At 63.4% G+C, this 25,628-nt stretch carries 23 protein-coding genes and 1 tRNA gene; 9 read left to right on the top strand and 15 right to left on the bottom strand.

Translation table 11 applies throughout. The features are described from left to right. Window positions 1-13 precede the first annotated feature (13 nt). The gene (locus H7A13_10950; GenBank protein ID MCP5333852.1) at window positions 14-1,099 is read right to left on the bottom strand and encodes a lipid A deacylase LpxR family protein; all 1,086 of its coding nucleotides are present in this window, start codon (window positions 1,097-1,099) and stop codon (window positions 14-16) included. Window positions 1,100-1,178: 79 nt separating this feature from the next. Between H7A13_10950 and rssA the strand changes: the two genes are divergently transcribed. The 4 genes from rssA to H7A13_10930 all read left to right on the top strand — a co-directional run bounded on the left by rssA (window position 1,179) and on the right by H7A13_10930 (window position 6,153). Continuing rightward, window positions 1,179-2,135, top strand: coding sequence for a patatin-like phospholipase RssA (rssA, locus tag H7A13_10945; GenBank protein MCP5333851.1), 957 nt, complete (start codon window positions 1,179-1,181; stop codon window positions 2,133-2,135). A 19-nt stretch (window positions 2,136-2,154) separates the two neighbouring features. Then, the gene (locus H7A13_10940; protein MCP5333850.1) at window positions 2,155-2,538 is read left to right on the top strand and encodes a cupin domain-containing protein; all 384 of its coding nucleotides are present in this window, start codon (window positions 2,155-2,157) and stop codon (window positions 2,536-2,538) included. A gap of 183 nt (window positions 2,539-2,721) precedes the next feature. Next, complete coding sequence (locus tag H7A13_10935) at window positions 2,722-4,428, top strand: Kef family K(+) transporter (protein MCP5333849.1); 1,707 nt, start codon at window positions 2,722-2,724, stop codon at window positions 4,426-4,428. A 138-nt stretch (window positions 4,429-4,566) separates the two neighbouring features. Next, entirely contained in the window at window positions 4,567-6,153 is a 1,587-nt protein-coding gene (locus tag H7A13_10930; GenBank protein MCP5333848.1) for a peptide chain release factor 3, read from the top strand. Window positions 6,154-6,174: 21 nt separating this feature from the next. On the opposite strand, the gene H7A13_10925 is transcribed toward H7A13_10930, so the two are convergent. The 3 genes from H7A13_10925 to H7A13_10915 are packed head-to-tail and all read right to left on the bottom strand — an operon-like array spanning window position 6,175 to window position 8,771. Further along, window positions 6,175-7,464, bottom strand: a complete 1,290-nt coding sequence (locus tag H7A13_10925) for an MFS transporter (GenBank protein MCP5333847.1) — start codon at window positions 7,462-7,464, stop codon at window positions 6,175-6,177. Between the two features lie 19 nt (window positions 7,465-7,483). Next, entirely contained in the window at window positions 7,484-8,242 is a 759-nt protein-coding gene (locus H7A13_10920) for a rhomboid family intramembrane serine protease (GenBank protein MCP5333846.1), read from the bottom strand. Between the two features lie 49 nt (window positions 8,243-8,291). Next, window positions 8,292-8,771: a peroxiredoxin gene (locus H7A13_10915; GenBank protein ID MCP5333845.1), complete on the bottom strand. Its 480-nt coding sequence runs from the start codon at window positions 8,769-8,771 to the stop codon at window positions 8,292-8,294. Between the two features lie 177 nt (window positions 8,772-8,948). Between H7A13_10915 and dusA the strand changes: the two genes are divergently transcribed. Both dusA and H7A13_10905 read left to right on the top strand, forming a co-directional pair. Continuing rightward, a complete protein-coding gene (gene dusA, locus H7A13_10910) occupies window positions 8,949-9,989 on the top strand; it encodes a tRNA dihydrouridine(20/20a) synthase DusA (GenBank protein ID MCP5333844.1) in 1,041 nt (346 codons plus the stop codon). A gap of 22 nt (window positions 9,990-10,011) precedes the next feature. Continuing rightward, window positions 10,012-10,479: a TerB family tellurite resistance protein gene (locus H7A13_10905; GenBank protein MCP5333843.1), complete on the top strand. Its 468-nt coding sequence runs from the start codon at window positions 10,012-10,014 to the stop codon at window positions 10,477-10,479. Window positions 10,480-10,485: 6 nt separating this feature from the next. Here the strand turns inward: H7A13_10905 and H7A13_10900 are convergent, their stop codons facing one another. The 11 genes from H7A13_10900 to H7A13_10850 all read right to left on the bottom strand — a co-directional run bounded on the left by H7A13_10900 (window position 10,486) and on the right by H7A13_10850 (window position 22,921). Beyond that, window positions 10,486-10,731, bottom strand: coding sequence for a formate dehydrogenase subunit delta (locus H7A13_10900; protein MCP5333842.1), 246 nt, complete (start codon window positions 10,729-10,731; stop codon window positions 10,486-10,488). Further along, window positions 10,728-11,585 carry a formate dehydrogenase accessory sulfurtransferase FdhD gene (gene fdhD, locus H7A13_10895; protein ID MCP5333841.1) on the bottom strand — a complete coding sequence of 286 codons (858 nt, stop codon included), beginning with the start codon at window positions 11,583-11,585 and terminating at the stop codon, window positions 10,728-10,730. The genes H7A13_10900 and fdhD overlap by 4 nt, the downstream gene beginning before the upstream one ends. Next, window positions 11,585-14,374, bottom strand: coding sequence for a formate dehydrogenase subunit alpha (gene fdhF / locus H7A13_10890; protein MCP5333840.1), 2,790 nt, complete (start codon window positions 14,372-14,374; stop codon window positions 11,585-11,587). The genes fdhD and fdhF overlap by 1 nt, the downstream gene beginning before the upstream one ends. A gap of 7 nt (window positions 14,375-14,381) precedes the next feature. After that, window positions 14,382-15,938 carry a formate dehydrogenase gene (locus H7A13_10885; GenBank protein ID MCP5333839.1) on the bottom strand — a complete coding sequence of 519 codons (1,557 nt, stop codon included), beginning with the start codon at window positions 15,936-15,938 and terminating at the stop codon, window positions 14,382-14,384. Then, a complete protein-coding gene (locus tag H7A13_10880) occupies window positions 15,935-16,471 on the bottom strand; it encodes a formate dehydrogenase subunit gamma (protein ID MCP5333838.1) in 537 nt (178 codons plus the stop codon). Before H7A13_10880 ends, H7A13_10885 begins: the two co-directional genes overlap by 4 nt. 119 nt (window positions 16,472-16,590) lie before the next feature. Beyond that, a complete protein-coding gene (locus H7A13_10875) occupies window positions 16,591-17,748 on the bottom strand; it encodes an acyl-CoA dehydrogenase family protein (protein ID MCP5333837.1) in 1,158 nt (385 codons plus the stop codon). Between the two features lie 56 nt (window positions 17,749-17,804). Next, window positions 17,805-19,022, bottom strand: a complete 1,218-nt coding sequence (locus H7A13_10870) for an acyl-CoA dehydrogenase family protein (GenBank protein MCP5333836.1) — start codon at window positions 19,020-19,022, stop codon at window positions 17,805-17,807. 138 nt (window positions 19,023-19,160) lie between these two features. Further along, window positions 19,161-19,625 (bottom strand): peroxiredoxin, encoded by a 465-nt coding sequence (locus tag H7A13_10865; protein ID MCP5333835.1) that lies wholly within the window; start codon window positions 19,623-19,625, stop codon window positions 19,161-19,163. Window positions 19,626-19,780: 155 nt separating this feature from the next. Then, window positions 19,781-21,199, bottom strand: coding sequence for a DUF839 domain-containing protein (locus H7A13_10860; protein ID MCP5333834.1), 1,419 nt, complete (start codon window positions 21,197-21,199; stop codon window positions 19,781-19,783). 191 nt (window positions 21,200-21,390) lie between these two features. After that, window positions 21,391-21,684, bottom strand: coding sequence for a phage integrase N-terminal SAM-like domain-containing protein (locus tag H7A13_10855; protein MCP5333833.1), 294 nt, complete (start codon window positions 21,682-21,684; stop codon window positions 21,391-21,393). Window positions 21,685-22,834: 1,150 nt separating this feature from the next. Next, a tRNA-Leu gene (locus H7A13_10850) sits at window positions 22,835-22,921 on the bottom strand. Between the two features lie 88 nt (window positions 22,922-23,009). On the opposite strand from H7A13_10850, the gene queA reads away from it, so the two are divergent. Genes queA through yajC form a run of 3 tightly spaced genes read left to right on the top strand, consistent with a single transcriptional unit; the run spans window position 23,010 to window position 25,565 of the window. After that, window positions 23,010-24,068 carry a tRNA preQ1(34) S-adenosylmethionine ribosyltransferase-isomerase QueA gene (queA, locus tag H7A13_10845; protein ID MCP5333832.1) on the top strand — a complete coding sequence of 353 codons (1,059 nt, stop codon included), beginning with the start codon at window positions 23,010-23,012 and terminating at the stop codon, window positions 24,066-24,068. 8 nt (window positions 24,069-24,076) lie between these two features. Then, window positions 24,077-25,183, top strand: a complete 1,107-nt coding sequence (gene tgt, locus H7A13_10840) for a tRNA guanosine(34) transglycosylase Tgt (GenBank protein ID MCP5333831.1) — start codon at window positions 24,077-24,079, stop codon at window positions 25,181-25,183. Between the two features lie 49 nt (window positions 25,184-25,232). After that, window positions 25,233-25,565: a preprotein translocase subunit YajC gene (gene yajC, locus H7A13_10835; GenBank protein MCP5333830.1), complete on the top strand. Its 333-nt coding sequence runs from the start codon at window positions 25,233-25,235 to the stop codon at window positions 25,563-25,565. Window positions 25,566-25,628 lie beyond the last annotated feature (63 nt).

The following is a 25,628-nucleotide window of genomic DNA, read 5'->3' as shown; positions in this document are numbered from 1 at the left end:
GGCGAGGGACGGGTTACAGAAAATAGGAGAGCATCAGCGAGCCAAAGGAGTGGCTGCGCCTCTGCTCTTCGAACTCTTGAGCCGTGAAGACGCGCGAGAAGACCACTCGATAACGCTGGAAGTGAAACACGGCACCGACCGAAAGATCGCCGGTGAAGCGCTCCTTGTGCACATGGTGACTCTCCTCAAAGGTGTTGCCATCCAGAAAGATGTCGCGGCCGACCAGTCGCCCATCCACCGAAGCGAACAGGTGGCTGCCCCAGGCGTGGTCGCTGTTCAGATAGCGTCGGGCGCTGCTGCCCGGTGCGCTGTTGTCGCCACCCGGGCGAATCGGTGAACTGCCGAAGTCATCCGGCACGTTGTGGCCAAGGCGCAATGTGCCCCCCAGGTTGAGGTAGCTGGCGACGTTGCCGAGCGCGATGCCGCCATGGGCGATCAGGTCACCACCGAAGCCGTCGCGCAGACGGTGTCTGAACAGCCGGTCCTTGTGCTCGTACAGTGCGATCAGCCCGGGTTCGTTGTCGAGCTGATTGTGCCAGCCGTTGAACTTCTCGATGTGGCGCAGACCGTGGATCAGATCCTGCGCCGCCTCGGCCTGCGATGCGGGGCCGACGACGCCGAGGTGCAGTTCCAGTGAATCGAGCCGGTCGCGCTTCTTGGTCTGATAGCCGACCATGCCATAGAGCCAGCCGGCATAGGGGCGGTCGTCGACGATCAGCCCGGCGGGTACCGGGTCGGCAGGGGTGTAGATGGCCTGACCGATCGCGAGCACCAGATTGCGGTCGACGCCATGCAGCGAGCCATGCATGAAGGCCAGTTGACGGTTGATCTCCCTGACCCACTGCGGCAGGGTCGGATCATCCAGGTAGTTGTCGAGATCGGGTGAGATGAACGACAGGCGCAGGCCATTGGTGTAGTCGTTGTCGGTGTTGACGAAAAGATCGTTCTCAAGATAAAAGTTGACTGTCCAGGGCTCCGGGGTGGCTCTGCCGGGTTCGGCGGCCAAAGCTGCCGTGGCCAGCAGCAGCGCGAAGGTTGCCAGTCGCAGCCGTCGGCCCGTGCGGCCGGTGAAGGGTTCAAGGTTTCGACTGCTGCCCATCTCTGTCACTCCTGCCGGTGGGTGCCGCTGCTCGATCGTTGTCTGCCGCGCCATTTTCCGACAATTGTAAAAGGTTGCCATGTTCAATTCGTCCACCAGGCCACGGCTGGGTCTGGCCCTGGGAGCCGGTGCCGCCCGTGGTTGGGCTCATATCGGCGTCATCGAGGCGCTGGAGGAGGCCGGCATTGTGCCCGAAGTGGTGGCCGGCTGCTCGATCGGCGCGCTGGTGGGGGCCGCCTATGTCAATGGCCGACTGGATGATCTGAAGCAGTGGGTCACCTCGCTGTCACGCTGGGATGTGGCACGCTTTTTCGAATTGAAGTGGTCGCTGAACGGGGTGGCCGATTCTGCGCGGCTGCGTGATGCACTGATCCACCATGTGGCCGACGAACAGACCGCCATCGAAACGTTGGAGAAGCGTTTTGCCAGCGTCGCCACCAACCTGATGAATGGGCAGGAGATCTGGTTGCAGCACGGCTCCCTGCTGGAGGCGGTCTGGGCATCGATCGCCCTGCCAGGGCTCTTTCCGCCCTGGCATCGCCATGGCGAGTGGCTGGTCGATGGTGGAATGGTCAATCCGGTGCCGGTCTCGCTCTGCCGGGTGTTGCGCGCCGATGTGGTGATCGCGGTGGGTCTGAACGAAGGACTGCTGCGGCGCAGACAGGTCGGGCTGTGGTCGCCCTCCGCCGCTGGGGAGGTGACGCAGAGCGATTCCACCAGTCTGCTCGACACACTGTCGCGCACGCTGCGCGAACGGGCTGCGCTGCTGTTTCCACAGCCAGCCGAGGTCGACAGGCCAGCCATGCCGGGATTGTTCGAGACCCTTGCCATCTCGCTCAACATCATGCAGGAGCGCATCTTTCGCAGCCGCATGGCGGGCGATCCGCCCGAGGTGGTCATGACCCCCTGGCTTGGCGAGATCGGCATTCTGGAGTTTTACCGTGCCAGCGAGGCGATCGAGATCGGCCGCGCCTGCGTTGCCCGCCTGTTGCCGGAGCTGCGTGAGACGCTGGCCGGCTTTGGCCACCCATCCTGACCATTCCACTGGAGCCGCCATGAATCGAACCCGCTGGATCGACGCCATCCCCTACGTCACCAAGGATGGCTCCACCATTCGTGAACTGATGCATCCCGATGTGCATGGCAACCAGGGGCAGAGCCTGGCCGAGGCGCGGCTGCCGCCGGGTGGGTCGACGCTGCTGCACCGCCATCTGCGCAGCGAGGAGATCTACCATGTGACCGAGGGGGCCGGCCTCATGCAGTTGGGCGAGCAGCGGCTGGCACTGACACCGGGTGACACCGTCGCCATTCCGGCAGGCGTGCCCCATGCGTTGACCAATCCGGGCGAGGTCGAGCTGGTGCTGCTCTGTCTCTGCGTACCGCCCTACAGCCATGAAGAGACCGAGTTGCTGGTGTCGCCACTGCAGACAGCCGGTTGAATTTTGCTTCATGACGCCTCTTCGATCCTGGCAACCCGGGCACCATCCCGACCTTGCACAACCTGAAAAATGGTCTTTGAATCGGCGCATCCAAGGTGGTGTCTCTTCTCCAACCCCCTAAAGCGGGAGCCTGCTTCGATCCACCGGGCCCTGCCTTCGATCTGAAATGAGACAAACGCACGAATGGAGCACAACATTCCCCTGATCACCACACTTGCAGCAGGTTTTGGCGTTGCACTCATTCTGGGCTTTCTTGCTGAGCGGATCAAAGTGCCTGCCCTGGTTGGCTATCTGCTGGCAGGTATCCTCATCGGGCCGGCCACCCCTGGGTTTGTTGCCGATGTGCACCTGGCTTCCCAGCTTTCCGAAATCGGGGTCATGCTGCTGATGTTCGGTGTCGGTCTGCATTTTTCGTTCAAGGATCTGCTGGCGGTCAAGTCGATCGCTGTGCCCGGTGCCATCGCGCAGATGAGTCTGGCCACCATTCTCGGCATCGCCGTGACCTGGTGGTGGGGATGGAACTGGGGAGCTGGTCTGATTTTTGGTCTCTCATTGTCCTGTGCAAGCACGGTCGTTCTGCTCAAGGCGCTGGAGGCCCGTGGTGTGCTGGAAAGCATGGATGGTCGAATTGCCGTGGGCTGGCTGGTCGTGGAAGACCTCGTCACTGTACTGGTCCTGGTCTTGTTGCCACCCCTGGCCGGTGTCATAGGGGAGGCGTCGGTCGTTCGAGTTGCATCACCCCATCCTTTGTGGATCACCATCGGTGAAACGTTGTTGCAGGTAGGAGGTTTTCTGGCGCTGATGCTGATCGTTGGCCGGCGGGCACTGCCCTGGATGTTGTGGCAGATTTCCCGCACCGGTTCACGTGAACTGTTCACGCTGTCGATCATCGCCACCGCCATTGGCATTGCCTACGGGGCGGCTGCGCTGTTCAGTGTCTCATTTGCCCTGGGTGCCTTTTTCGCCGGCATGGTCATGCGCGAGTCGGAGTTCAGCCATCGTGCGGCACAGGAGTCCCTGCCGCTGCGCGATGCGTTTTCCGTGCTCTTCTTCGTTTCGGTGGGCATGCTGTTCGAACCCTCGATCCTGCTGCAGCAACCGGCACACGTTCTGGGTGTCGTGGCCATCATCATGGTCGGTAAATCGATTGCGGCTTTGGCCATCGTGCTGGCATTTCGCTATCCGCTGAACACTGCGCTGACTGTTTCGGCCAGTCTTGCGCAGATTGGCGAATTCTCCTTCATTCTGGCGGGACTGGGTCTGTCGCTGGGGCTGCTGCCAGCCGAAGGCATGAGTCTGGTGCTGGCCGGTGCACTCATCTCCATCGCTTTGAATCCGCTTCTGTTCGCCTTGGTCGAGCCAATGCGGAACTGGATTCTCCTGCGTTCGGTGCTTGCTCGAAAGCTGGAACGACGCATCGACCCCAGTGCCGAACTGCCGCCAGACACTGAACAGGGCCATCTGACAGGGCAGGTGGTTCTGGTCGGTTATGGCCGGGTTGGCAGGCGGATTGCCAATGTACTGGAAGCATGCGGCATTCCCTACGTGGTGGTCGAACAGAATCGTGAACTGGTGGAAAAACTGCGTACACAGGGGGTCGTGGCGATTTCAGGCAATGCCGCTGATCCGGCGGTGCTGATCCAGGCACATATCGCAGAAGCGGTCATGCTGGTGGTGGCGACCCCGGATCCGCTCAACCTGCGTCAGATGGCCGATACGGCGCATGCCATCAATCCGGCCATTGAAATCGTTTTGCGCACCCACAGCGACGAGGAGTCGATGATGCTGCGAAAAGAGGGCGTTGGTGCTGTTTTCTTTGGCGAGGAAGAGCTTGCCAAAGGCATTGCCGGGCATGTTCTGGCACGTTTTACGCCACAAAATGGTGGTTGAACCGGGACGTCGGCCAATACTGAAGCTCGCTGCATGTCCAAAGCCACTGGGCCAACACGCAGCGTTGTCCGCAACCCTGTGATCAGCGAGAATGCCGCCCCCGATCGGTCCGATCTGCAAAAGTGAAACCCCGACCTGATGTCCAATAGCGCAGTGTTGCAGGAAATCTCGCGTCGACGCACCTTCGCCATCATCTCGCACCCGGATGCCGGCAAGACCACCATCACCGAAAAACTGCTGCTGTTCGGCAATGCCATCCAGATGGCCGGCACCGTCAAGGGCAAGAAGTCGGGGCGGCATGCCACCTCCGACTGGATGGAGATGGAGAAGGAGCGCGGCATCTCCGTCACCACCTCGGTGATGCAGTTCCCCTACCATGAGCGGGTGATCAACCTGCTCGACACCCCGGGCCACGCCGACTTCTCCGAGGACACCTACCGCACCCTGACGGCGGTCGATTCGGCGTTGATGGTGATCGATGGCGCCAAGGGGGTGGAGGCACGCACCATCAAGCTGCTCGAGGTGTGCCGGCTGCGCGACACGCCGATCTTCTCGTTCATCAACAAGCTCGACCGTGACATCCGTGAGCCGATCGAACTGCTGGATGAGATCGAACAGGTGCTCGGCATCGAATGTGCCCCGATCACCTGGCCGATCGGCATGGGCCGCCATTTTCGCGGGGTCTACCACCTCGAACGCGATCTGATCTACCTCTACACGCCCGGCATGGGCCACACGATTGCCGATGAGCGGCTGATCGTCGGCATCGACTCGCCGCAGGCGCAAGCCGAGCTGGCCGACGAGATGGCCGAGCTGAAGGAGCAGATCGAACTGGTGCGCGGCGCCAGCCACCCGTTCGACCGCGAGCGCTTTCTGGCCGGCAAGCTGACGCCGGTCTACTTTGGCACCGCGCTGGGCAATTTCGGTGTGCGCGAGATGCTCAATGACTTCATCGAGCAGGCGCCGCCGCCGCGACCCCGTGCGGCCAGGGAGCGGCTGGTCGAGGTGGCGGAGCCCAATTTCAGCGGTTTCGTCTTCAAGATTCAGGCGAACATGGATCCGCGTCACCGCGACCGCATCGCCTTCATGCGCATCTGTTCCGGCCGCTATCAGCCGGGGATGAAGCTCTACCACAGCCGTCTGGGCAAGGAGGTGCGGGTGGCCGATGCGCTCACCTTCATGGCCGGCGAGCGCAGCCAGACCGAAGAGGCCTATGCCGGCGACATCATCGGTCTGCACAACCATGGCACCATCCAGATCGGTGACACCTTCACCACCGGCGAGCCGCTGCAGTTCACTGGCATCCCCCACTTCGCTCCGGAGCTGTTCATGCGGGTGCGGCTGCGCGATCCGCTGCGACTGAAGCAGTTGCAGAAGGGGTTGACCCAGCTGTCGGAGGAGGGCGCCACCCAGCTCTTCATGCCGCTCAACAGCAATGATCTGATCCTGGGTGCGGTCGGCAGCCTGCAATTCGATGTGGCGGCCTATCGGCTGCGCGAGGAGTATGGCGTCGACTGCATCCACGAACCGGTCAACATCCACAGCGCGCGCTGGATCAGTTGCGCCGACGAGCGTCACCTCGATGAGTTCCGCCGCAAGGCGGCCGATCAGCTGGCCATCGATGGCGGCGGCCATCTCACCTATCTGGCGCCGAGCCGGGTCAACCTGGAGCTGATGCGCGAGCGCTGGCCCAAGATCGAGTTCCGCGCCACCCGCGAGCATTGAGACCGCCCGCTGGCGCGGCTGCTAATCGTTCGAGAGGGTGCCGGAGGGGGGCGGCAATACCGGCAACCGCGTCAGCAGCCAGAGGCCGCTGCCGAACAGCAGCAGCAGTGACAGCAGCCCCAGCCGGTTGCTGCCGCTCAGCCAGCTCGTCAGTCCGACCAGCAGTGGTCCCAGCACCGCCGCGAACTTGCCGATCATGTTGTAGAAGCCAAACAGCTCACCGGAACGCTCGGCTGGAATCACTCTGGCGAAGTAGGCCCGGCTCAGTGACTGCACACCGCCCTGCACCAGACCGATGGTGACCGCCAGCAGGTAGAACTGCCATGCACTGTTGAGCCAGGCGCCACCCAGCGTCACCAGCATGTAGACCGCGAGCCCGATGTAGAGCGCGGGCCGGATGCCACTGCGCGTGGCCAGCCAGCCGAACAGCAGTGCCGCAGGAAAACCGACCAGTTGGGTCAGCAGAATCGCCTGCAGCAGGTCGCTGGCCTCGAGCCCGATCGCCAGGCCATAGTCGACCGCCATGGCGATGACGGTGTCGACGCCATCGATGTAGAGCCAGTAGGCCAGCAGAAACAGGCCGATGGTGCGTTCCCTGAACAGCAGCCGCACGGTCGCACGCAGCGCTTGCAGGCTCTGGCGGATGCGCGGGCCGGCGGCACGGGCTGGCAGCGGGTGCTCATGCACGCGCCACAGCAGCGGAAGCGAGAAGAGGCCCCACCACAGCGCCACCGACAGAAAGCCGAAGCGAATCGCCTCGGACTGGCTGTCGAGCCCGAAGCGCTGCGGATCCTGGATCAGCAGCAGGTCGAACATGAACAGCAGGCTGCTGCCGATGTAGCCGAGGCTGAAACCAAGCGCCGAGTTCCACTCCAGCCGATCGGGGGGCGACACATCGATCAGCAGCGCGTCATAGAAGACATTGCTGGTGGCAAAGCCGAGGTAAGCCAGTCCGAACAGCAGTGCGGCCACCCACCAAGGACCGCTGTCGAACCACCACAACCCCAGCGTGCCAATCAGACCGATCAGCAGAAAGAGCGTCAGCAGCGGCTTCTTGCCGCTGCCGGTGTCGGCCAGTGCACCCAGCAGTGGCGCGCTGACCACCACCAGCGCGATGGTCAGGCTGTTGGTGAGGCCGAGGCGAAAGGTGCTCAGTTCGGCCGGCACACCGGCATTCCAGTGGGTCTTGAAGAAGAGCGGAAAGAAGGTGGTCAGCACCACCAGCGCGAAGGCCGAGTTGGCCCAGTCATAGAGTGCCCAGGCCACCACGGGTGAGCGCAGCCAGCGCGATGTGGCGTGCAACAGGGACATGAGCGGGTTTCCGTGGCGGCTAAAAGCGGTAGCGCGCGCCGCGGCGTGGCGGTTGGCGCAGATGCTGTTGCAGGTAGTCAGCGCGCGTCAGCGGCCCGGCCAGCACCACGCCGGCCGCGAAGCCGCCAATGTGGGCCCAGAAGGCCACCCCGCCCCCCAGGCGGCCGAGTGCCGGCAGGGCGCCCAGCAGTTGCAGCAGCAGCCAGTAGCCCAGCATGAAGAGTGCCGGCACCGCGACCCGGGTGACATAGAAGCCGAGAATCACCAGCATCTGGATGCGCGCTCTGGGATAGAGCCGGGCATAGGCGCCCATGACGCCGCCAATCGCGCCCGATGCACCCACCATCGGCACGGTGCTGGCCGGATTGGTGGCGATCTGCGCCGCAGCAGCGGCCAGACCGCACAGCAGATAGAAGAGCAGAAAGCGGCTGTGGCCCATCGCATCTTCGACATTGTCGCCAAAAACCCACAGAAACCACATGTTGCCGATCAGGTGCATCCAGCCGCCATGCATGAACATCGAACTGAACAGCGTGAGCCAGCCGCCGGAGCCATCGAGCACGCAGCGGAACTGCGCATCGAGCGCAAAGCTGCTGCCGGGCGGCACCCGCTGCAGCAGTTCGCCCGCAATCAGGCCATGCTGGCAGATCGAGCGCGCCAGCCCCTCGCTGCTGCCGAGTTGCTGCAACAGCAGCCAGACCAGGCCATTGCCGATGATCAGTGCAAGCGTGGTCAGCGGCAGCCGGACCGAAGGGTTTTCATCGTAGAGCGGGAACATGCGCGTGGGTCAGGCTGATGGCGGGCAGGGCCCGCCATCGGGGGCCGGGTTACAGCAGTGCCAGCATCGACTCTGCGTTGCTGACGGCGAAGTTGCGCCCCTCCTCGACCTGCAACGTCTTGATCACGCCATCGTCGACGATCATCGCATAGCGCTGCGAGCGGATGCCGAGGTTCATCGGTGTACCGTCGAGCTCCAGCCCCATTGCCTTGGTGAAAGCGGCATTGCCATCGGCCAGCAGCAGAATCTCGTCGGCACCCTGTGACTTGCCCCAGGCACCCATCACGAAGACATCGTTGACCGAGACGCAGGCAATGGTGTCGACCCCCTTGGCCTTGATCTCCTTGGCGAGTTTGACATAGCCGGGCAGGTGCTGACCGCTGCAGAGCGGGGTGAAGGCGCCCGGCACCGCGAACAGCACCACCTTCTTGCCCTTGAAGATCTCATCGGTGGTGAGTGGCTTGGGGCCGGCCTCGGTCATGGTGGCGAGGGTGGCCGCAGGAATGGAATCGCCCGCTTTGAGTGTCATTGGAGTTGCTCCTGAGGTGAATGAACGAAAATCCTGACTGCACGCAGAGCGCGCCGTGGCTATCAATACCATGCACGACTTGCCCTTGTCACCTCTGTCGCTGCCAAAATACCATTCAAAACAAATGGTTGATTTCAAGAAACCAGTGCGGAGCCGACCTGTTTCACCACCGTGGCGATGTCATGCAGCTATAATCATGCCCTCTGTTCAACCCGGAAATTGCCCTTGACCACTGCTGTTCTGCCCGTGAGGCTCGATCGTCGCCTCAGCATCGCGCCGATGATGGGTTGCACCGACCGCCATGCCCGCTTCTTTCTGCGGCTGTTCTCGCCACGGCTGCTGCTCTACACCGAGATGATCACCAGTGCGGCGCTCTGCCATGGCGACCCCGCCCGGTTTCTCGACCATGATGCCGCCGAACATCCGCTGGCGTTGCAGCTGGGTGGCAGTGATCCGCGGGAGCTGGCAGCAGCAGCGCGCATCGGCGAGCAGTGGGGCCATGACGAGATCAACCTCAACCTCGGCTGCCCCAGCGACCGGGTGCAGGCGGGCCGGTTCGGCGCCTGTCTGATGAAGGAGCCGACACTGGTCGAGGAGTGCCTGCGGGCGATGGCCGAAGCGGTGCAGGTTCCGGTCACCGCCAAGATCCGCATCGGCGTCGATGAGGCCGACTCCTTCGAGCTGCTGTGCCGCTTTGTCGAGACCATCGCCCGCACCGGGGTCGGCAGCATCACCGTTCATGCCCGCAAGGCCTGGCTGAAGGGGCTGAGTCCAAAGGAGAACCGCGAGATTCCGCCACTCGACTACCCGCGGGTCCATCGGCTCAAGCAGCACTTTCCCCAGCTCGAGATCATCCTGAATGGAGGGTTGAAAACGCTCGATCAGGTGAGCGAGCAGCTCGCCTTCGTCGATGGCTGCATGATCGGTCGCGAGGCCTACCACAATCCGGCCATCCTGCTGGAGGCCGAGCAGCGGATCTACCAACAGGCCGGCGAGCCGGCCAGTCGTCTGGAGATTCTGCAGCGGCTGCATCCCTACATCGAACAGCAGTTGACGCTGGGGGTGCCGCTGCATGCGATGACCCGCCATCTGCTGGGCCTGTTTCAGGGCCAACCCGGCGCGCGCCACTTCCGCCGCCATCTGAGCGAACAGGGGCCACGGCGACGGCACGACGTCCGGTTGCTGCATGAGGCGGTAGCGCTGCTGCACGCCGCCTGAATCGACCCACCGGAGCACCACCATGCTGCTTGCGATCAGAGAGTTCTTTGAGCGGATGTGTCAGCCCGCTGCGGACCAGGGTGACGCCAGCCATGCGCTGCGGCTGGCCACCGCGGCACTGCTGGTCGAGGTGATGCGTGCCGACCATGCCTTCGATCCGCGTGAGCGCGAAGCGCTGCTGACGCTGCTGCAGCAACATCAGCAGCTTGCACCGGAGGAGGTCGAGACCTTGCTGGAACTGGCGGAGCAGGCGCAGCGCGAGGCCACCTCGCTGTTCCAGTTCACCGACCTGATTCGTGACCACTACAGCTACCCCCAGCGGGTGGCACTGATCGAGGCGATGTGGCGCATCGCGCTGGCCGACAACCGCCTCGACCGCTACGAGGAGCATCTGATCCGCAAGGTGGCCGAATTGCTCTACGTCTCACACCGCGACTTCATCGGCGCCAAACTGCATGTGCAGCAGCGGGGCGCAGGCTCGATCGGGTAGGGATCTCTACTGCTGCGGCTGATCCTCGTCGATCTGCTCGGTCTGCGCCAGCCGTGCCACCGCTGCTGCGGCCAGTGGCGTCAGTGCGCTGTCATCGCGCCGCCACTGTTCGATCAGCTTCGTGCGCATCCGTGGCGACCAGAACTTGCGCAGGTGGCTCTCGATGCCCAGTGTGGCCACGGCCGGATCGGGCTCGGCCGCAAAGAAGGTGGCGATGTCATTGGCCATCTCTACCAGCTGCTGCCCACTCATCGTGCGGCCACCCGCCCGGAGTCCGCGCTGGCCAGCAACCGCTGCGGATGGCTGTAGATCAGATGGCGGTTGCCACGGGCAAAGCCGACCAGCGTGATGTTGCAGGCTGTGGCGAGTTCAACCGCTGCCAGGGTGGGTGCCGAGACGGCGACCAGAACGGCAATTCCGACGCTGGCAGACTTCTGCACCATCTCATAGCTGGCACGGCTGGTGATCAGCGCGAAGCCGGCGGCGAAATCATCCCGTGCGCGCAGTCGCTGGCCAATCAGCTTGTCGAGCGCATTGTGGCGGCCGACATCCTCGTGCAGGGCAGTGATTTCGCCGGTGATCGTGCACCAGGCGGCGCCATGCAACGCGCCGGTCAGCTGGTTCAGCGGTTGATGATGCGCGAGCGCCGCAAGCGCCCGGTCGATGGCACCGGTCGGCAGCGTCATGGAGCTGGTCACTGGCCGCGGTGAGTGCATGGCGGCCTCGATGGTGGCGGTGCCGCAGAGCCCGCAACTGCTGCGACCGAGCAGGTTGCGCTGCCGCTTCAGCAGCGCGGCATGGCGTGCCGGTGGAATTTGCAGGGCGATCTCGAAGCCGGCCAGCGGGCGTCCGGGTTCGATGGGACGGACTGCGCAGGCAGTGATCTCGTCGATCGAGTCGACCAACCCTTCGCTGACCGAAAAGCCGTGGGCGAAGTCGTCGAGCTGGTGTGGTGTCGCCATCATCACCACGAAAGGAGAGCCATTGCAGTGGAGCGCCACCGGCACCTCGGTGGCGAGCAGATCGGCTGCACGGCTGATCCGGCCATCCTGCACGGTGGTCACCGTGACCGCAGCGGTGCCGGCGGGTGGAGTCGAGCTCTCCATCACTGCGGCACCGCCTGGGCTGGCGGCTTGACGCGGGTCAGCTGCACGGCCGTCACCTTGTATTCCGGACAGTTGGTGGCCCAGTCGGAGTTCTCGGTGGTGAGGATGTTGGCGCCCGACTCGGGAAAGTGAAAGGTGGTGTAGACCACGCCGGGTGGCACCCGGTCGGTGATCTGAACGCGCATCAGCGTGGCGCCGGAGCGGCTCTGCAGCCGCACCCAGTCGTTCGCGCCGATGCCGCGCTCTTCGGCATCGTGCGGATGGATCTCGACGAGATCCTGGTCATGCCAGAGCAGGTTGGCGGTGCGGCGGGTCTGGGTGCCGACGTTGTACTGCGACAGGATGCGGCCGGTGGTCAGAATCAGCGGATATTCGGCATTGACCCGCTCCTCGGTCGGCACATACTCGGTGACCATGAACTGCCCGAGGCCACGGGTGAATGTTTCGCTGTGCATCACCACTGTTCCATCGGGATGGCGGGCGTCACAGGGCCACTGGATGCTGCCCAGACGGTCGAGTTTTTCATAGCTGACGCCGGAAAAACTCGGGGTCAGACTGGCGATTTCGGCCATGATCTCGGACGGATGGCCGTAGTGCATCGAATGGCCGAGTGCATTCGACAGCATCTGGGTGATCTGCCAGTCGGCATGGCCGGCCCTGGGCCGCATCACCTGGCGCACCCGCGAGATGCGCCGCTCGGCATTGGTGAAGGTGCCCTCCTTTTCGAGGAACGACGAACCGGGCAGAAAGATGTGGGCGAACTGGCTGGTCTGGTTCAGAAACAGATCCTGCACCACGACGCACTCCATCGCGCGCAACGCATTGGCAACACGCTGGCTGTCGGGTTCCGACTGGGCGATGTCCTCGCCCTGGATGTAGAGGCCGAAGAATTCGCCATCGATGGCCGCCTCGAACATGTTGGGCAGGCGCAATCCGGGTTCGCCTTGCAGCGGCACGCCCCAGGCACTTTCGAATGCCTGGCGTGTCTGCGCATCGGAGACATGGCGATAGCCCGGAAACTCATGCGGAAAGGAGCCCATGTCACAGGCGCCCTGGACGTTGTTCTGTCCCCGCAGCGGGTTGACGCCGACCCCGGCACGGCCGAGCTGTCCGGCGGCCATCGCCAGATTGGCAATGCCCATCACCATCGTCGAGCCCTGGCTGTGCTCGGTCACCCCCAGCCCGTAGTAGATGGCGCTGTTGCCACCGCTGGCATAGAGCCGCGCAGCGGCGCGCAGGCTGGCAGCCGGCACGCCGGTGATCGATTCGGTGGCTTCAGGCGAGTGCCGATCGTCGGCGACGAACCGGCGCCAGCGCTCGAATGACTGCATGTCACAACGCTGTTGCACAAAGGCCTCGTCGACCAGTGATTCGGTGACGATGACATGGGCCAGTGCGTTGATCAGCGCGACATTGGTGCCGGGGCGCAGTTGCAGATGCCAGGCGGCCTCGATGTGCGGCGAGCGCACCAGATCGATCCGGCGCGGATCGGCCACAATCAGTCGGGCGCCTTGGCGCAGCCGCCGCTTCAGTTGCGAGGCGAAGACCGGATGGCCATCGGTCGGGTTGGCGCCGATGATCAGAATCACGTCGGCCTGCATCACCGAATCGAAGTTCTGGGTGCCGGCCGATTCTCCCAGTGTCTGCTTGAGCCCGTAACCGGTCGGCGCGTGGCAGACCCGGGCACAGGTGTCGACGTTGTTGTTGCCGAAACCGGCCCGCACCAGCTTCTGCACCAGATAGGTCTCTTCATTGCTGCAGCGCGACGAGGTGATGCCGCCGATGGCATCGCGGCCATGGCGGGCCTGGATCGAACGAAAGCGGGCGGCGGCCTCGGCAATCGCCTCTTCCCAGCTCACTTCGCGCCACGGGTCGCTGATTTTCTCGCGCAGCAGCGGCCGGGTGATGCGGTCGGGGTGGGTGGCGTAACCGATGGCGAAGCGGCCCTTGACGCAGGCGTGGCCATGGTTGGCGGCGCCCCGGCTGTCCGGCACCATGCGCACCACCGTCTCGCCACGCATCTCGGCACGGAACGAACAGCCCACGCCGCAGTAGGCACAGGTGGTGACGACGCTGTGTTCGGCCTGTCCCAGCTCGATCAGCGATTTTTCGCTCAGGGTCGCGGTCGGGCAGGCCTGCACACAGGCACCGCAGGAAACACACTCCGAATCGAGAAAGGTGGCCTTCTGACTGGCCACCACCTTGGCGTCGAAACCGCGGCCGTCGATGGTCAGTGCCAATGTGCCCTGCTGTTCATCGCAGGCACGCACGCAGCGTGAACAGAGGATGCACTTGGCCGGATCAAAGCTGAAGTAGGGGTTGCTCTCATCCTTGGCCAGAGCGAGATGGTTGGCGCCGTCATGGCCATAGCGCACCTCGCGCAGACCCACCGCACCGGCCATCTGTTGCAGTTCGCAGTGGCCGTTGGCCGGGCAGGTGAGGCAGTCGAGCGGATGATCGGAGATGTAGAGCTCCATCACCCCGCGCCGCAGTCGGGCCAGTTCGGCACTCTGGCTGGTCACCTGCATCCCTTCGGCCACCTGGGTGGTGCAGGAGGCGGGATAGCCCTTCATGCCATCGATCTGCACCAGACAGAGCCGGCACGAGCCGAAGGGCTCCAGTTGATCGGTGGCGCAGAGCCGGGGGATTTGCGTGCCGAGGCTGGCGGCGGCGCGCAGCACCGAGCTGCCGGCCGGAACGGTCACCGGCTGGCCATCGATGGTCAGGCTGATCTGTTCGGTCGAAGGGCTGGCGGGGGTTCCCAGGTCGGTTTCGGCGATCGAACGCATGGCGACCTCACTGCACAGTGGAGCCAACCGGTCGCGGTTGGAAATCTTCGGGAAAGTGGTCGAGGGCACTCAGCACCGGATAGGGGGTGAGGCTGCCGAGGCCACAGAGCGAAGCGTGGGTCAGGGTGTGGCAGAGGTCGCGCAGCAGTGCCTGCTGCGCCAGCGGCTCCTGCCCGGCACGCAGGCGGTCGATCACCTCGACGCCACGGGTCGAACCGATGCGGCAGGGCGTGCACTTGCCACAGGACTCATGGGCGCAGAACGCCATGGCATGACGCGCCTGTTCGGCCAGGTCGACGCTGTCATCGAACACCACGATGCCGCCATGGCCGAGCATGCCGCCGATCGCCGCGAAGGCTTCGTAGTCGATGGCGGTGTCGAACTGGCTGACCGGATGGTAGGCGCCCAACGGGCCACCCACCTGCACCGCGCGGATCGGCCGACCACTGGCGCTGCCGCCGCCATGGTCGTGGAGCAGCTCGTTCAGGGTCACGCCGAAGGGCAGTTCGATCAGTCCCCCATGACGAATGTTGCCGCCCAGTTGAATCGGCAGCGTGCCACGCGACTGGCCGCTGCCGAGGGCGCGGTAGCTGTCGGCACCCTCGGCAAGAATGGTCGGCACCGAGGTGAGGGTGATGACGTTGTTGACGACGGTGGGTGCACCAAACAGTCCCTTGACTGCCGGCAGCGGCGGGCGAAAGCGCACCTGACCGCGGCGTCCCTCCAGGCTCTCGAGCAGTGCGCTCTCTTCGCCGCAGATGTAGGCACCGGCACCGAGACGCAGTTGCAGGTCGAAGTGGTGGCCGCTGCCGAGGATGTTCTCGCCCAGATGGCCCTCGCTGCGCGCGGTGGCGATCGCCTTGCGCAGCGCACGGGCGGCGTGCGGGTATTCGCAGCGCAGATAGATGTAGCCTTCGGTTGCGCCAGTGGCGAAACCGGCGATGGTCATGCCTTCGATCAGCGCGAAGGGATCACCCTCCAGCAGCAGGCGGTCGGCAAAGGTGCCGGAGTCGCCTTCGTCGGCATTGCAGACGATGTATTTCTGGGTGGCCGGCGTTTCGGCCACGGTCCGCCACTTGCGGCCGGTGGCAAAGGCCGCGCCGCCACGGCCGCGCAGACCGGAGTCGGCGACGGTTTTCAGTGTCTCTTCGGGGCCGATCGCAAAAGCCTGTTGCAGACCCCGGTAACCGCCATGGGAGACAAAATCGCTGAGGCTGGCTGGATCGATCAGACCGATGCGGGCACAGGTGAGCCGCCGCTGCCGCTTCAGCCAGGGAATCTCTTCGGTCGGCCCCAAGGCCAGCGGATGGTGGCCGCCCTGCAGCAGGCCGGCATCGAACAGTCCCGCGACATCCTCGGCCGTCACCGGGCCATAGGCGAGCCGCCCGCCGGGCGTGACCACCTCGAGCAGCGGCTCCAGCCAGAACAGGCCGCGCGAGCCGTTGCGGATCAGTTCGATCTCGCTGCCACGCTGTCGCGCCTCGGCGATGAGCGCCTGGGCGGTCTGCTCGGCGCCGACCGAGAGTGCCGAGGCATCACCGGGCAGATAGAGCCGGACAGTCATGGTGCTGCGGCCTCGTCGGCGTCGTCGCGCAGCTGGCGCAGCAGTTGATCGAAGCGGCTGGCCGTCACGCGGCCATGCAGTGTGCCATCGACCATCAGTGAGGGGCCCAGCGCGCAGTTGCCCAGGCAGTAGACCGGCTCCAGCGTGACTGCGCCGTCGGCGCTGGTCTGGCCGAACTCGACGGCGAGGGTGCGCATGACATGGGCTTCGAGTGCGCGGCCGCCCACCGTCTGACACGCCTCGGCGCGGCAGAGGTGGAGCACATGCTGGCCCGGTGGCTGCTGGCGAAACCAGTGATAAAAGCTGACCACGCCATGCACTTCGGCGCGGGAGAGGTTGAGCTGGTGGGCGATCAGCGGGACGGCGGCGCTGGGCACATAACCGAGCGCATCCTGCACTGCGTGGAGGATCGGCAGCAGCGCCGATTGGTCGCACTGGCCGTCGAGGGCCACCGTGACTGCGGCCTGTTCGTCAGGGGAAAGATCAGTGCCAGAATCGGAATGCAGAGGAATCAGCCGTGGTGACGGTTTCATGCGGGTTGCCCTTGAAAATCCCGGTCATTCCTCTCTTCATGAAGCAATCGAGCTGCCAAGCTCGAACATCGGCTCCATGGCTGAACCGGAACGCTCCGGCCCAGCCATGGAGGGCCAGATCAGTGCGGCAGGTCACCGATGATCAGATCGGCAAGATGACGTTTCTGGTGGCCGCCATCGCCAAAGCTGTACTCGTTCCACTGTCCACGCTTGAAGTAGAGGTGGGCGTGACACTCCCAGGTGAAGCCCATGCCGCCATGCGACTGGATCGCCCGTGAGCCGGCCAGCGTGCTGGCCTCGCCACCGCGCACCTTGGCCATGCGGGCGGAGATCTCCGACTGCCCACCCAGGGTGCCATCGAACAGTGCAGCACCATGGTAGGCGAGCGAGAGGGTGTCTTCGGTCAGCATCGCCGCGTTGACCAGCGGGTGAGAGAGCGCCTGGTAAGTGCCGATGTATTTGCCGAACTGCTTGCGCACCCGCAGGTATTCGGCGGTCAGCTCGATGGCGCCGTTGGCGGTGCCGGCATGGTCGGCGGCCAGCAGCAGCCAGGCCAGCGAGTGAACATGGCCGAGAATCCGCCTGGCTTCGTCCCCCTCGGCCAGCAGGGCCGATTTCGGCAGTTGCAGGCCACCGAACCTGAAGCGGCTGCTGCGGCGGGCGTGGTGGGTCAACTGTTCCGGACGCTGAACGAGCTTTTTCACCAGATCAGGGGTCAGCAGGAACAGCGCCGGTCGACCCTTCAGCAGTGCGGTCACCAGCATCAGGTCGGCATTCTGGCCGTCGAGGACGAACTGCTTGATGCCGTCGAGGCGGTAGCCGTCGCCACTGCTGTCGGCGGTGCAGGTGATGTCGCCCAGCTCCCAGGAGTTGTTCTGCTCCATCAGTGCCAGCGTGGCAATGCTGCTGCCACTGCTGAGCTCTGGCAGCCACTGCATCTTCTTGTCTTCATCATGGCTGGCGATCAGCGCCTGGCTGGCCAGCGTGGTGGCCAGGAACGGGGAGGAGAAGAGGTAACGGCCCATCAGCTCGCTGATCTTGGTCAGCTCGACATAGCCCAGGCCGCTGCCGCCGAACTCTTCGGGCGTGGCCAGCCCCAGCCAGCCCATCTCGGCCAGCGTCTGCCACTGCTCGGGAGAGTAGCCGCTGTCGGTCTCGGCCAGACGGCGGGCGTCGGCGATGGTGGAGTTCTCGCGCAGGTAGCTGGTGGCGGCGTCGGTCAGCATCCCCAGCTCTTCGCTGCATTGGAAATTCAGTTCTGTTTCGGAAAGATTCATGTCCTTGACCTTTTTATCAATGAGGTATCAACGCACGGGTGGCAGTGTGGCCGCGCTCAGCGCGATTTGGGCAGGCGAAGCACCCGCTCGGCGATGATGTTGCGCTGCACTTCGGTGGTGCCGCCGCCAATCGAACCGGCGAAGGCGGCCAGCCGGGCATGCTGCCACAGGCCATCGGCCGTCACATCGGGATCATCGGCGTAGAGCAGCGTCTGGTTGCCCAGCATGCGCACCGCGAACTGCGCCATCTGGTGGCGATCTTCCGACATCACCAGCTTGTTGCCGAGGCCAAGCCCGCCGGTCCGCTCTGGCGTTTGCAGTACCGGGAAATCCTCACGGAGCTTGTTCAGCTTGTGCGCCCGCTCGGTGATGTAGAGATCGATCAGCTCGGCCCGCAGCGACGGGTCTTGCAGTGCCAGCTTGCCATCGCGGAACAGCCCGCGGCCCAGTGCATGGATGTCATGCACGTTCTTGATCTCCATCATGTTGCCGCCGGCCTGACCGCCGGTCACGCCGCGCTCGAAGGTCAGCACCGTCATGGCGATGAACCAGCCCTCGCCCTCGTTGCCCATCATGCTCTCGGCCGGGATGCGCACGTCGGTGAAGACGGTCTCGTTGAAGCCGTACTCATGGGTGATCTTCTTGATCGGCAGCACCTCGACGCCGGGAACATCCATCGGCGCCAGAAAGAAGCTGAGGCCGGCATACTTGTTCGGCGCATTGGGGTTGGTGCGCGCCAGCAGAATGATGTGCTTGGCCTGCTCACCCAGCGTGGTCCAGATCTTGCGGCCATTGATGATGTAGTCGCCGCTGGCCTCGTCGCGCACGGCACGGGTCTGCACATTGCCGAGGTCGGAGCCGTGGTCGGGCTCGGAGAAACCCTGACACCAGATTTCGCTGGCCTCCAGAATCGGCCGGATGTACTTCTTCTTCTGCGCCTCGGTGCCATGCTTGAGAATGGTCGGGCCGGCCCATGACAGCCCCACTGCATTGACCATCAGTGGCGTGCGCAGCCGGTACATCTCTTCGGTGACGATGTCCTGATAGGCCTGCGGCATGCCGCCACCGCCGTACTGCTTGGGCCAGGCCATGCCGAGGTAGCCCGCCTCATAGACCTTCTGCTGCCAGTCGCGCAGGTATTCGAACTGATCGTTGTTGCCCACTTCGGTGAAGGATTGCGGCAGCGGGAAGCTCGGCTTGGGTGGCCGGTTGCTCTTGAGCCAGTTGTGGACTTGGGCGCGGAATTCGCGCAACTCGGCCGATTCGGTTGACATCATGGTTCTCCTTGTCGAGCACCTGCCGGTTGTGGATGCCGGCCCTGGCGTGCTTGGTGTGGTGTTTTTATCTTCTGTTCAGCGTCTGGACGCCGCGCGCGAATATATCACTCTTGACCCGGCCGGCGCAGCAGGCGCTCATCGGCCGCCGCAGGCGGCGAGCACCTCGGCGGCATGGCCCTTGACCTTCACCTTGCGCCAGATGCGTGCCAGCCGACCCTCGGCATCGATCAGGAAGGTGGAGCGTTCGATGCCGAACACCTTGCGGCCATACATGTTCTTTTCCTGAATCACATCGAACAGCCGGCAGAGGGTTTCGTCGCTGTCGCTGATCAACGCGAACGGGAACCCCTGCGTCTGCCGGAATCGTTCATGGCTGGCGAGCGAATCGCGCGAGACACCGAACAGTTCGGTGTTGCAGGCGCGGAACTCTGGATGGAGGTCGCGGAAATCCTGTCCCTCGCTGGTGCAGCCGGGGGTGGCATCCTTCGGATAGAAGTAGAGCACCCACTGCCGGCCATGCAGCATCCGTGGCGTGATCTCTCCGGCTGTGGACTGGACGCTGAACGGGGGAATGACCGTGCCGATTTCGAGCTGACTCATCTTGGCTTCTGCTCCGGTGTGCAAAGAGTTCAACAGGGTAGGACATGGCAAGTTGAACACAGCAGGTCGAGGAATGGGAGCAGGGGCTTTCAGAAAAAAGACCCCCGCCATGGAGCGGGGGTCCCAGGGCAGCAGTGCTGCCGGCTGTCAGTCGATCAGGCCGTGCGGCGACGTGCCACCAGACCGAGCGCTGCCAGTGCCGACAGCGACAGCGGCAGTGCGGCAGGCAGCGGTACCGCGGTCAGCTCGACCATCACATCGTTGCCGCTCGCCGGATGCTGGATGTTGAGCCAGGCACGGTTCGGGTTGAACGGATCGAAGTAGAGGCCGGTCGGTTCGGCGCCGTTGGTGTTCATCGACGCCCAGAGCGCCAAGCCTTCGCCTGCATCATTCAGGTCGCCATCGTGGTTGGTGTCCTTGGCAAACCAGATGTCGGCCATGCCGCCGGGTTGGTCCTCGATGATGTAGATGTTGCCGGCGGCATCCATCGCCAGGTTGTCGGGACTGGTGAAGTCAGGAGAGCCCACCGCCAGATTGTCATGCAGGTTGATGGTGTTGCGATCGGCAAAGACCGAGACCATGCCCGAGGTCAGGTTGACCGTATAGACTTCGTTGGTGGTGGTGGTGGTCATGAACAGCAGCTCATCGCCGTTGGCCGCCCGCTTGATCTGCAGATCTTCCGGACGCTGATAGTCGGTGCCCTTGAAGGCAGCCAGGTCGGTGGTGTTGCGCGCGTCGAGCGAAACGACACCGTTGGGGTCGGTGATGGTCAGGGTGCCGGCCAGGCCGTTGCCGCTGGCATCGGTGATGTCGACCCAGCTGAACGCACCGGTGGCATTGGGGGTGTTGCCATCACCGATGCGCAGTACCGAAGTCTTGCCGGCATCGAAGTAGCTGGAACCGGCACCCGCCGCTGAGCTGTAGCGATAGACATTGCCGCCATTCAGCTCATCGATGAAGTACATATGGTTCGCCTGGTCGAACTGGATGCCTTCATGCGAAGTGCGGGGAATCACGTTGCGGTGCACGAAGTTCGGCGTGATGTTGCTGCTGAGCGGATTGGTCATCTCATAAAGACGGCCATAGGGGCTGGTGGTGGCGCCGCCGGGCGCGGTGGTCCAGCTCTCCTCGGCGGTGATGAACGAACCCCAGGGTGTCCAGTAGGAGGCATCAAAAGCGACATGGCCGCCGGCCGCCGGGCTGCGCCAGAGGGTCTGGGTGGCATTGTTGTTCCAGGTGTCGGTGCGCTGCACGCCCGACTGGCCGCTTTCGAATACGGTGAACAGGTAGCGGCCGGCATCCGGGCCGGTTTCATTGGTGGTGATCATGTCCCAGGCGCCGCTGTTGAACTGGCCAAGGCCGGTCTGGGTGTTGCGCTGGGCGATCACCTGTTGTTTGAATTTTGGGCTGGAGAGGGTCAGCGGAGTGGTGGTCTCCAGCGGTGAGCCGGTGGGGTTGGCCGGGCTGGAGGCAGCCAGCGGCGTGAAGTTGTCGAATTGGGTGGAAGCGGCTGCGGCATACTGGCTGGCGAGGGCCAGAGCGATGGCAAGCGAAAGTCTGGTGCGCGTTGGCATGACGGATTCTCCTGTGCGTGTTCGTCGAATGGTTATGGGCCATCAGGATGAATGGCATCCGGCCGACGGCCGAACCCATTCGTTGCGGAAGAGAAGAGACCACTCGATGGCGGATCGAAGCTGGCTGTTCTCCCTTCACGGACGCACGGTAGACGGCAATTGTGACGCCCGGTTGACGGGAGGATGAATTTTCACCGTGGCCGCAGTGCTCCACTGCTCACTGTCGATAAAAGTAGGGGAATTGGGGATAGCTCAGTCTGTCCCAAATTCTTCCAATTCTTCTCGGCTGCACCCATCTCCCGCGGGTGGCGTTTGTCGTGAAACAGCACGAACCGGCGTACCCAATCGACGTACGCATCCTCGGTGCGGATGCTGTAGTTCAACCGCTGGATGTGGGCGCGTACCTCATCCAGCAGCTTCGGCTTGGATTCCCCGCCGGAGGCGTGGTCGACAATCGTTTTGGGGTGTACTACCACGTTTGACATGACGCTTAACCTCGGTGTAGCGTTGCCCGGCAAGGTATTAGACACCCGTAAGGTGTAAAACAAGCCACCTTTTGGGGTGTCCATTTATAGTTAGGGCCTGCAAGAAATCGTGAGGGATCTACATGCCGCCCGGCCAAACGATAACGCATTTTCGTCGCGACCATGTTGCGTTCTTGTCGCTTTTGGCATCGGTGTTCACCTTCACCGAGGCTGTTGCAATGCAGTTCGCTGGATCCAATCATGCACGTTCGAGTTCAAGCACCCATGATGCTTGCACATCTACGTCGACGCTATACATGGAACAGCGCTTGCGACCGGCCTATGAGGCCAGCTACTTCCTTCTGGCGAGCAAGGCGGCACAAAGCTCCAAATATCTGGTGTTTGCTTGTCACGCGCCGATTCAACGTGAGCGTGCGGGCTCCATACAAGCGACGCGTCCTGGTCGAAGATTTCCGCTACCTACACGTGCTCACTGTCATCTGATACAGCTGAATCGCTTGTTCCCGTAAAACGCAAGACGGTGATGGCATCGATAAGGCACGCGGTTGGACGTAAGGGATCGTCATTGTTCTGCGAGGACTAACAGGATTTCACAGACGGGAAGGTGCGGTCCGAAACGGTCTTCTGGAAACGAACACTTCCGAATTCGATTCGCGACGTCAGTTATGGAAGGCATTCGTCTGCCGTCGTAGATTCATTTTTTCTGCCGCATTCTTTACTACTCGTGGCGCTCGGCGACTGGAACGGGAGCTTTGTTCGTCTCCTATGGACACCATAAACCCAACCCATTATTCGTCCAGTCCGGACCTTCGCGCAAAGCCCAGCATGGCGGTGCCGAATTCGAGAATTGAGAGAATTGAAGACCACGGCTTTTCTGTTTTTCAGCGCTGACCGGGAAGGAATCTGAGCAGTAAAACCGTGGTCTGTCCCCAATTCCGCCAATTCCGCCAATTCCCTCAATTCCCAAAGGATTGCTGGCGCAAGTGCAGCGGGTGATCGGTCGCAGCGGTTGACGATGCTTGAAGAATTGGGGACAGACCACGGTTTCCCGTTACGGTTTTCTGCCAAAGCGGAGCAGAAACCAGAAACCGTGGTCTGTCCCCAATTCCCCGGGCTTGTGGAATGATTCGCACTGGAGCGAAAGGATGTCTGGTGCCGAGAGTCGGAATCGAACCGACACGGTGTTGCCACCACCAGAGTTTGAGTCTGGCGCGTCTACCTGTTCCGCCATCTCGGCCATCTGAGCGGCGCCGATTATAGCAGGCGCCGTTCTGGAGTCACCTGCACTTTTGCATTAGTCTGCGCCATTTTTCGATCGGCCCGCCATGCGACGCAGCGATTTTCACTACCATCTGCCCGCCGAACTGATTGCCCGCTATCCGGCGCCATCGCGCAGCGGCAGCCGTCTGCTGCGGTTGCAGGCCGACAGCGGTGCGCTCAGTCATCACCGTTTTGCCGATCTGGTCGCGCTGCTGCGCCCGGGTGATCTGCTGGTGGCGAATGACAGCCGGGTGATTCCGGCGCGTCTTTATGGCCGAAAGCCGAGTGGCGGCCGGGTGGAGCTGCTGGTGGAGCGGATGTTGTCGCCGCGACAGGCATTGTGCCATCTGCGGGCCAGCAAGCCGCTGCGGCCCGGTGGAGTGATTCTGCTGCCTGAAGGGATCGAGGCGCAGTTGATCGACCGGCAAGCGGATCTCCATCGAATCGAGCTCGATGGCGCCATCAGCTTTGCCGAGCTGCTGGCGCGGCATGGCGAGGTGCCGCTGCCGCCCTACATGGCGCGCGCGGCCGAGCCGCTCGATCGCGAGCGCTATCAGACCCTCTATGCCCGGCAGGAGGGTTCGGTGGCGGCGCCGACCGCCGGGTTGCACTTCGATCAGCCGCTGTTGAGCGCGCTGGCCGAGGCCGGCATCGATTGGGGCACCGTGACCCTGCATGTGGGGGCGGGGACCTTTCAGCCGGTGCGGGTCGATGCGCTCGATCAGCATCGCATGCACAGCGAGTCGATCGAGGTGTCGCCGGAACTGGTCGAGCAGGTGGCGCGCACCCGACAGCGTGGCGGGCGGGTGGTGGCGGTCGGCACCACCAGCGTGCGCGCACTGGAGAGCGCGGCGCAGGGTGGGCTCTTGCAGCCCTTCAGTGGCGAGACGCAGATTTTCATCCACCCCGGCGCGCCCTTTCGGGTGGTGGATGCGCTGATCACCAACTTTCATCTGCCCGAGTCGACGCTGCTGATGCTGGTGGCGGCCTTTGCCGGCCATCGGCAGACGATGGAGGCCTACCGGGTCGCGGTCGAGATGGGTTATCACTTTTTCAGCTATGGAGATGCGATGTTGATCGAGCATGGGCAGTTGCCCTGGCCGCGCGCCGGAGCCGCTTCGTGAGCAGCTTCATGCAGTTCGAGCTGCTGGCCAGTGACGGCGCGGCGCGGCGGGGGCGGTTGCGCTTTCCGCGCGGGATGGTGCAGACGCCCGCCTTCATGCCGGTCGGCACCTATGGGTCGGTCAAGGGGATGATGCCGCGTGATCTGGAGGCGCTGGGCGCCGAGATCATCCTCGGCAACACCTTTCATCTGATGCTGCGTCCTGGCACCGAGGTGGTGCGCGCCCATGGCGATCTGCATGAGTTCATCGGCTGGCCGCGGCCGATCCTGACCGATTCGGGCGGTTTTCAGGTGTTCAGCCTGGGACAGATGCGGCGCATCACTGAGGCGGGTGTGCGCTTTCGTTCACCGGTCGATGGTGCCGAGGTCTTTCTGTCGCCCGAGCGGTCGATGCAGGTGCAGCGCGAACTGGGTGCGGACATCGTCATGATCTTTGACGAGTGCACACCCTATCCGGCCACCTTCGAGCAGGCGCGTGAGTCGATGGAGCTGTCGCTGCGCTGGGCCGCGCGCAGCAGGCAGGCCCATGACGACAATCCGGCGGCGCTGTTCGGCATCGTGCAGGGGGGGATGTACCACGCGCTGCGCACGCAGTCGCTGGCCGGGCTGGTCGAGATCGGTTTTGACGGCTATGCGATCGGTGGCCTGTCGGTTGGTGAGCCCAAGGCGGAGATGTATCAGACGCTGGCGCACTGCGCCGCCGAGTTGCCGGCCGATCGGCCCCGCTATCTGATGGGTGTCGGCACGCCCGAGGATCTGGTCCATGCCGTCTGCCAGGGCATCGACATGTTCGACTGCGTGTTGCCGACCCGCAATGGTCGCAATGGTCACCTCTTCACCAGTCAGGGCAAGGTGCGGATTCGCAATGCCCGCTATCGGCATGACACGGCGCCGCTTGATCCCCAGTGCGGTTGTTACACCTGTCGCCACTTCAGCCGTGCCTACCTGCACCATCTGGACAAATGTGGCGAGATGCTCGGTGCGACGCTCAATACATTGCACAACCTGCACTACTATCAGGCGCTGATGGCTGGTTTGCGCACCGCCATCGAACAAGGTAGATTAGCCGCCTTTGTCGCCGACTTTCATGGCCAGCAGGCCATCGAAAACGGATAATAAAATTTATCCAACCTCTTGTTATTGTTCATCAAAGGTCTGTCAATCAATGCTGTCTCTCATTTCTTTGGCGCATGCAGAAGGACCCGCCGCGCCGCCGCCTGGCGCGGAGCTGATCAACATCGCCATGCTGGCCGGCTTCGTGTTGCTGTTCTACTTCATCATCTGGCGGCCACAGAGCAAGCGGGCCAAGGAGCACAAGAAGCTGATCGATGAGCTGGCCAAGGGCGATGAGGTGCTCACCACCGGCGGGCTGATCGGTCGGGTCACCAAGATCGAAGAGGGGTTCGTGGTGTTGCAGGTGGCTGACAACATCGAACTGAAGTTCCAGCGCCAGGCCATCACTGCCTCGCTGCCCAAGGGCACGATGAAGGCGATCTGAGTCCGGAAGGCGACCGCTCGGCCCTCTTCTATCCTTCTTTCTGCATTCTGATCGGACGAGCTG

Source organism: Pseudomonadales bacterium (assembly GCA_024234215.1).
Lineage (GTDB): Bacteria > Pseudomonadota > Gammaproteobacteria > Pseudomonadales > UBA5862 > JACKOQ01.
The sequence above is the reverse complement of the archived record's forward strand: the minus strand, read 5'-3'. Positions and strand labels throughout refer to the sequence as shown.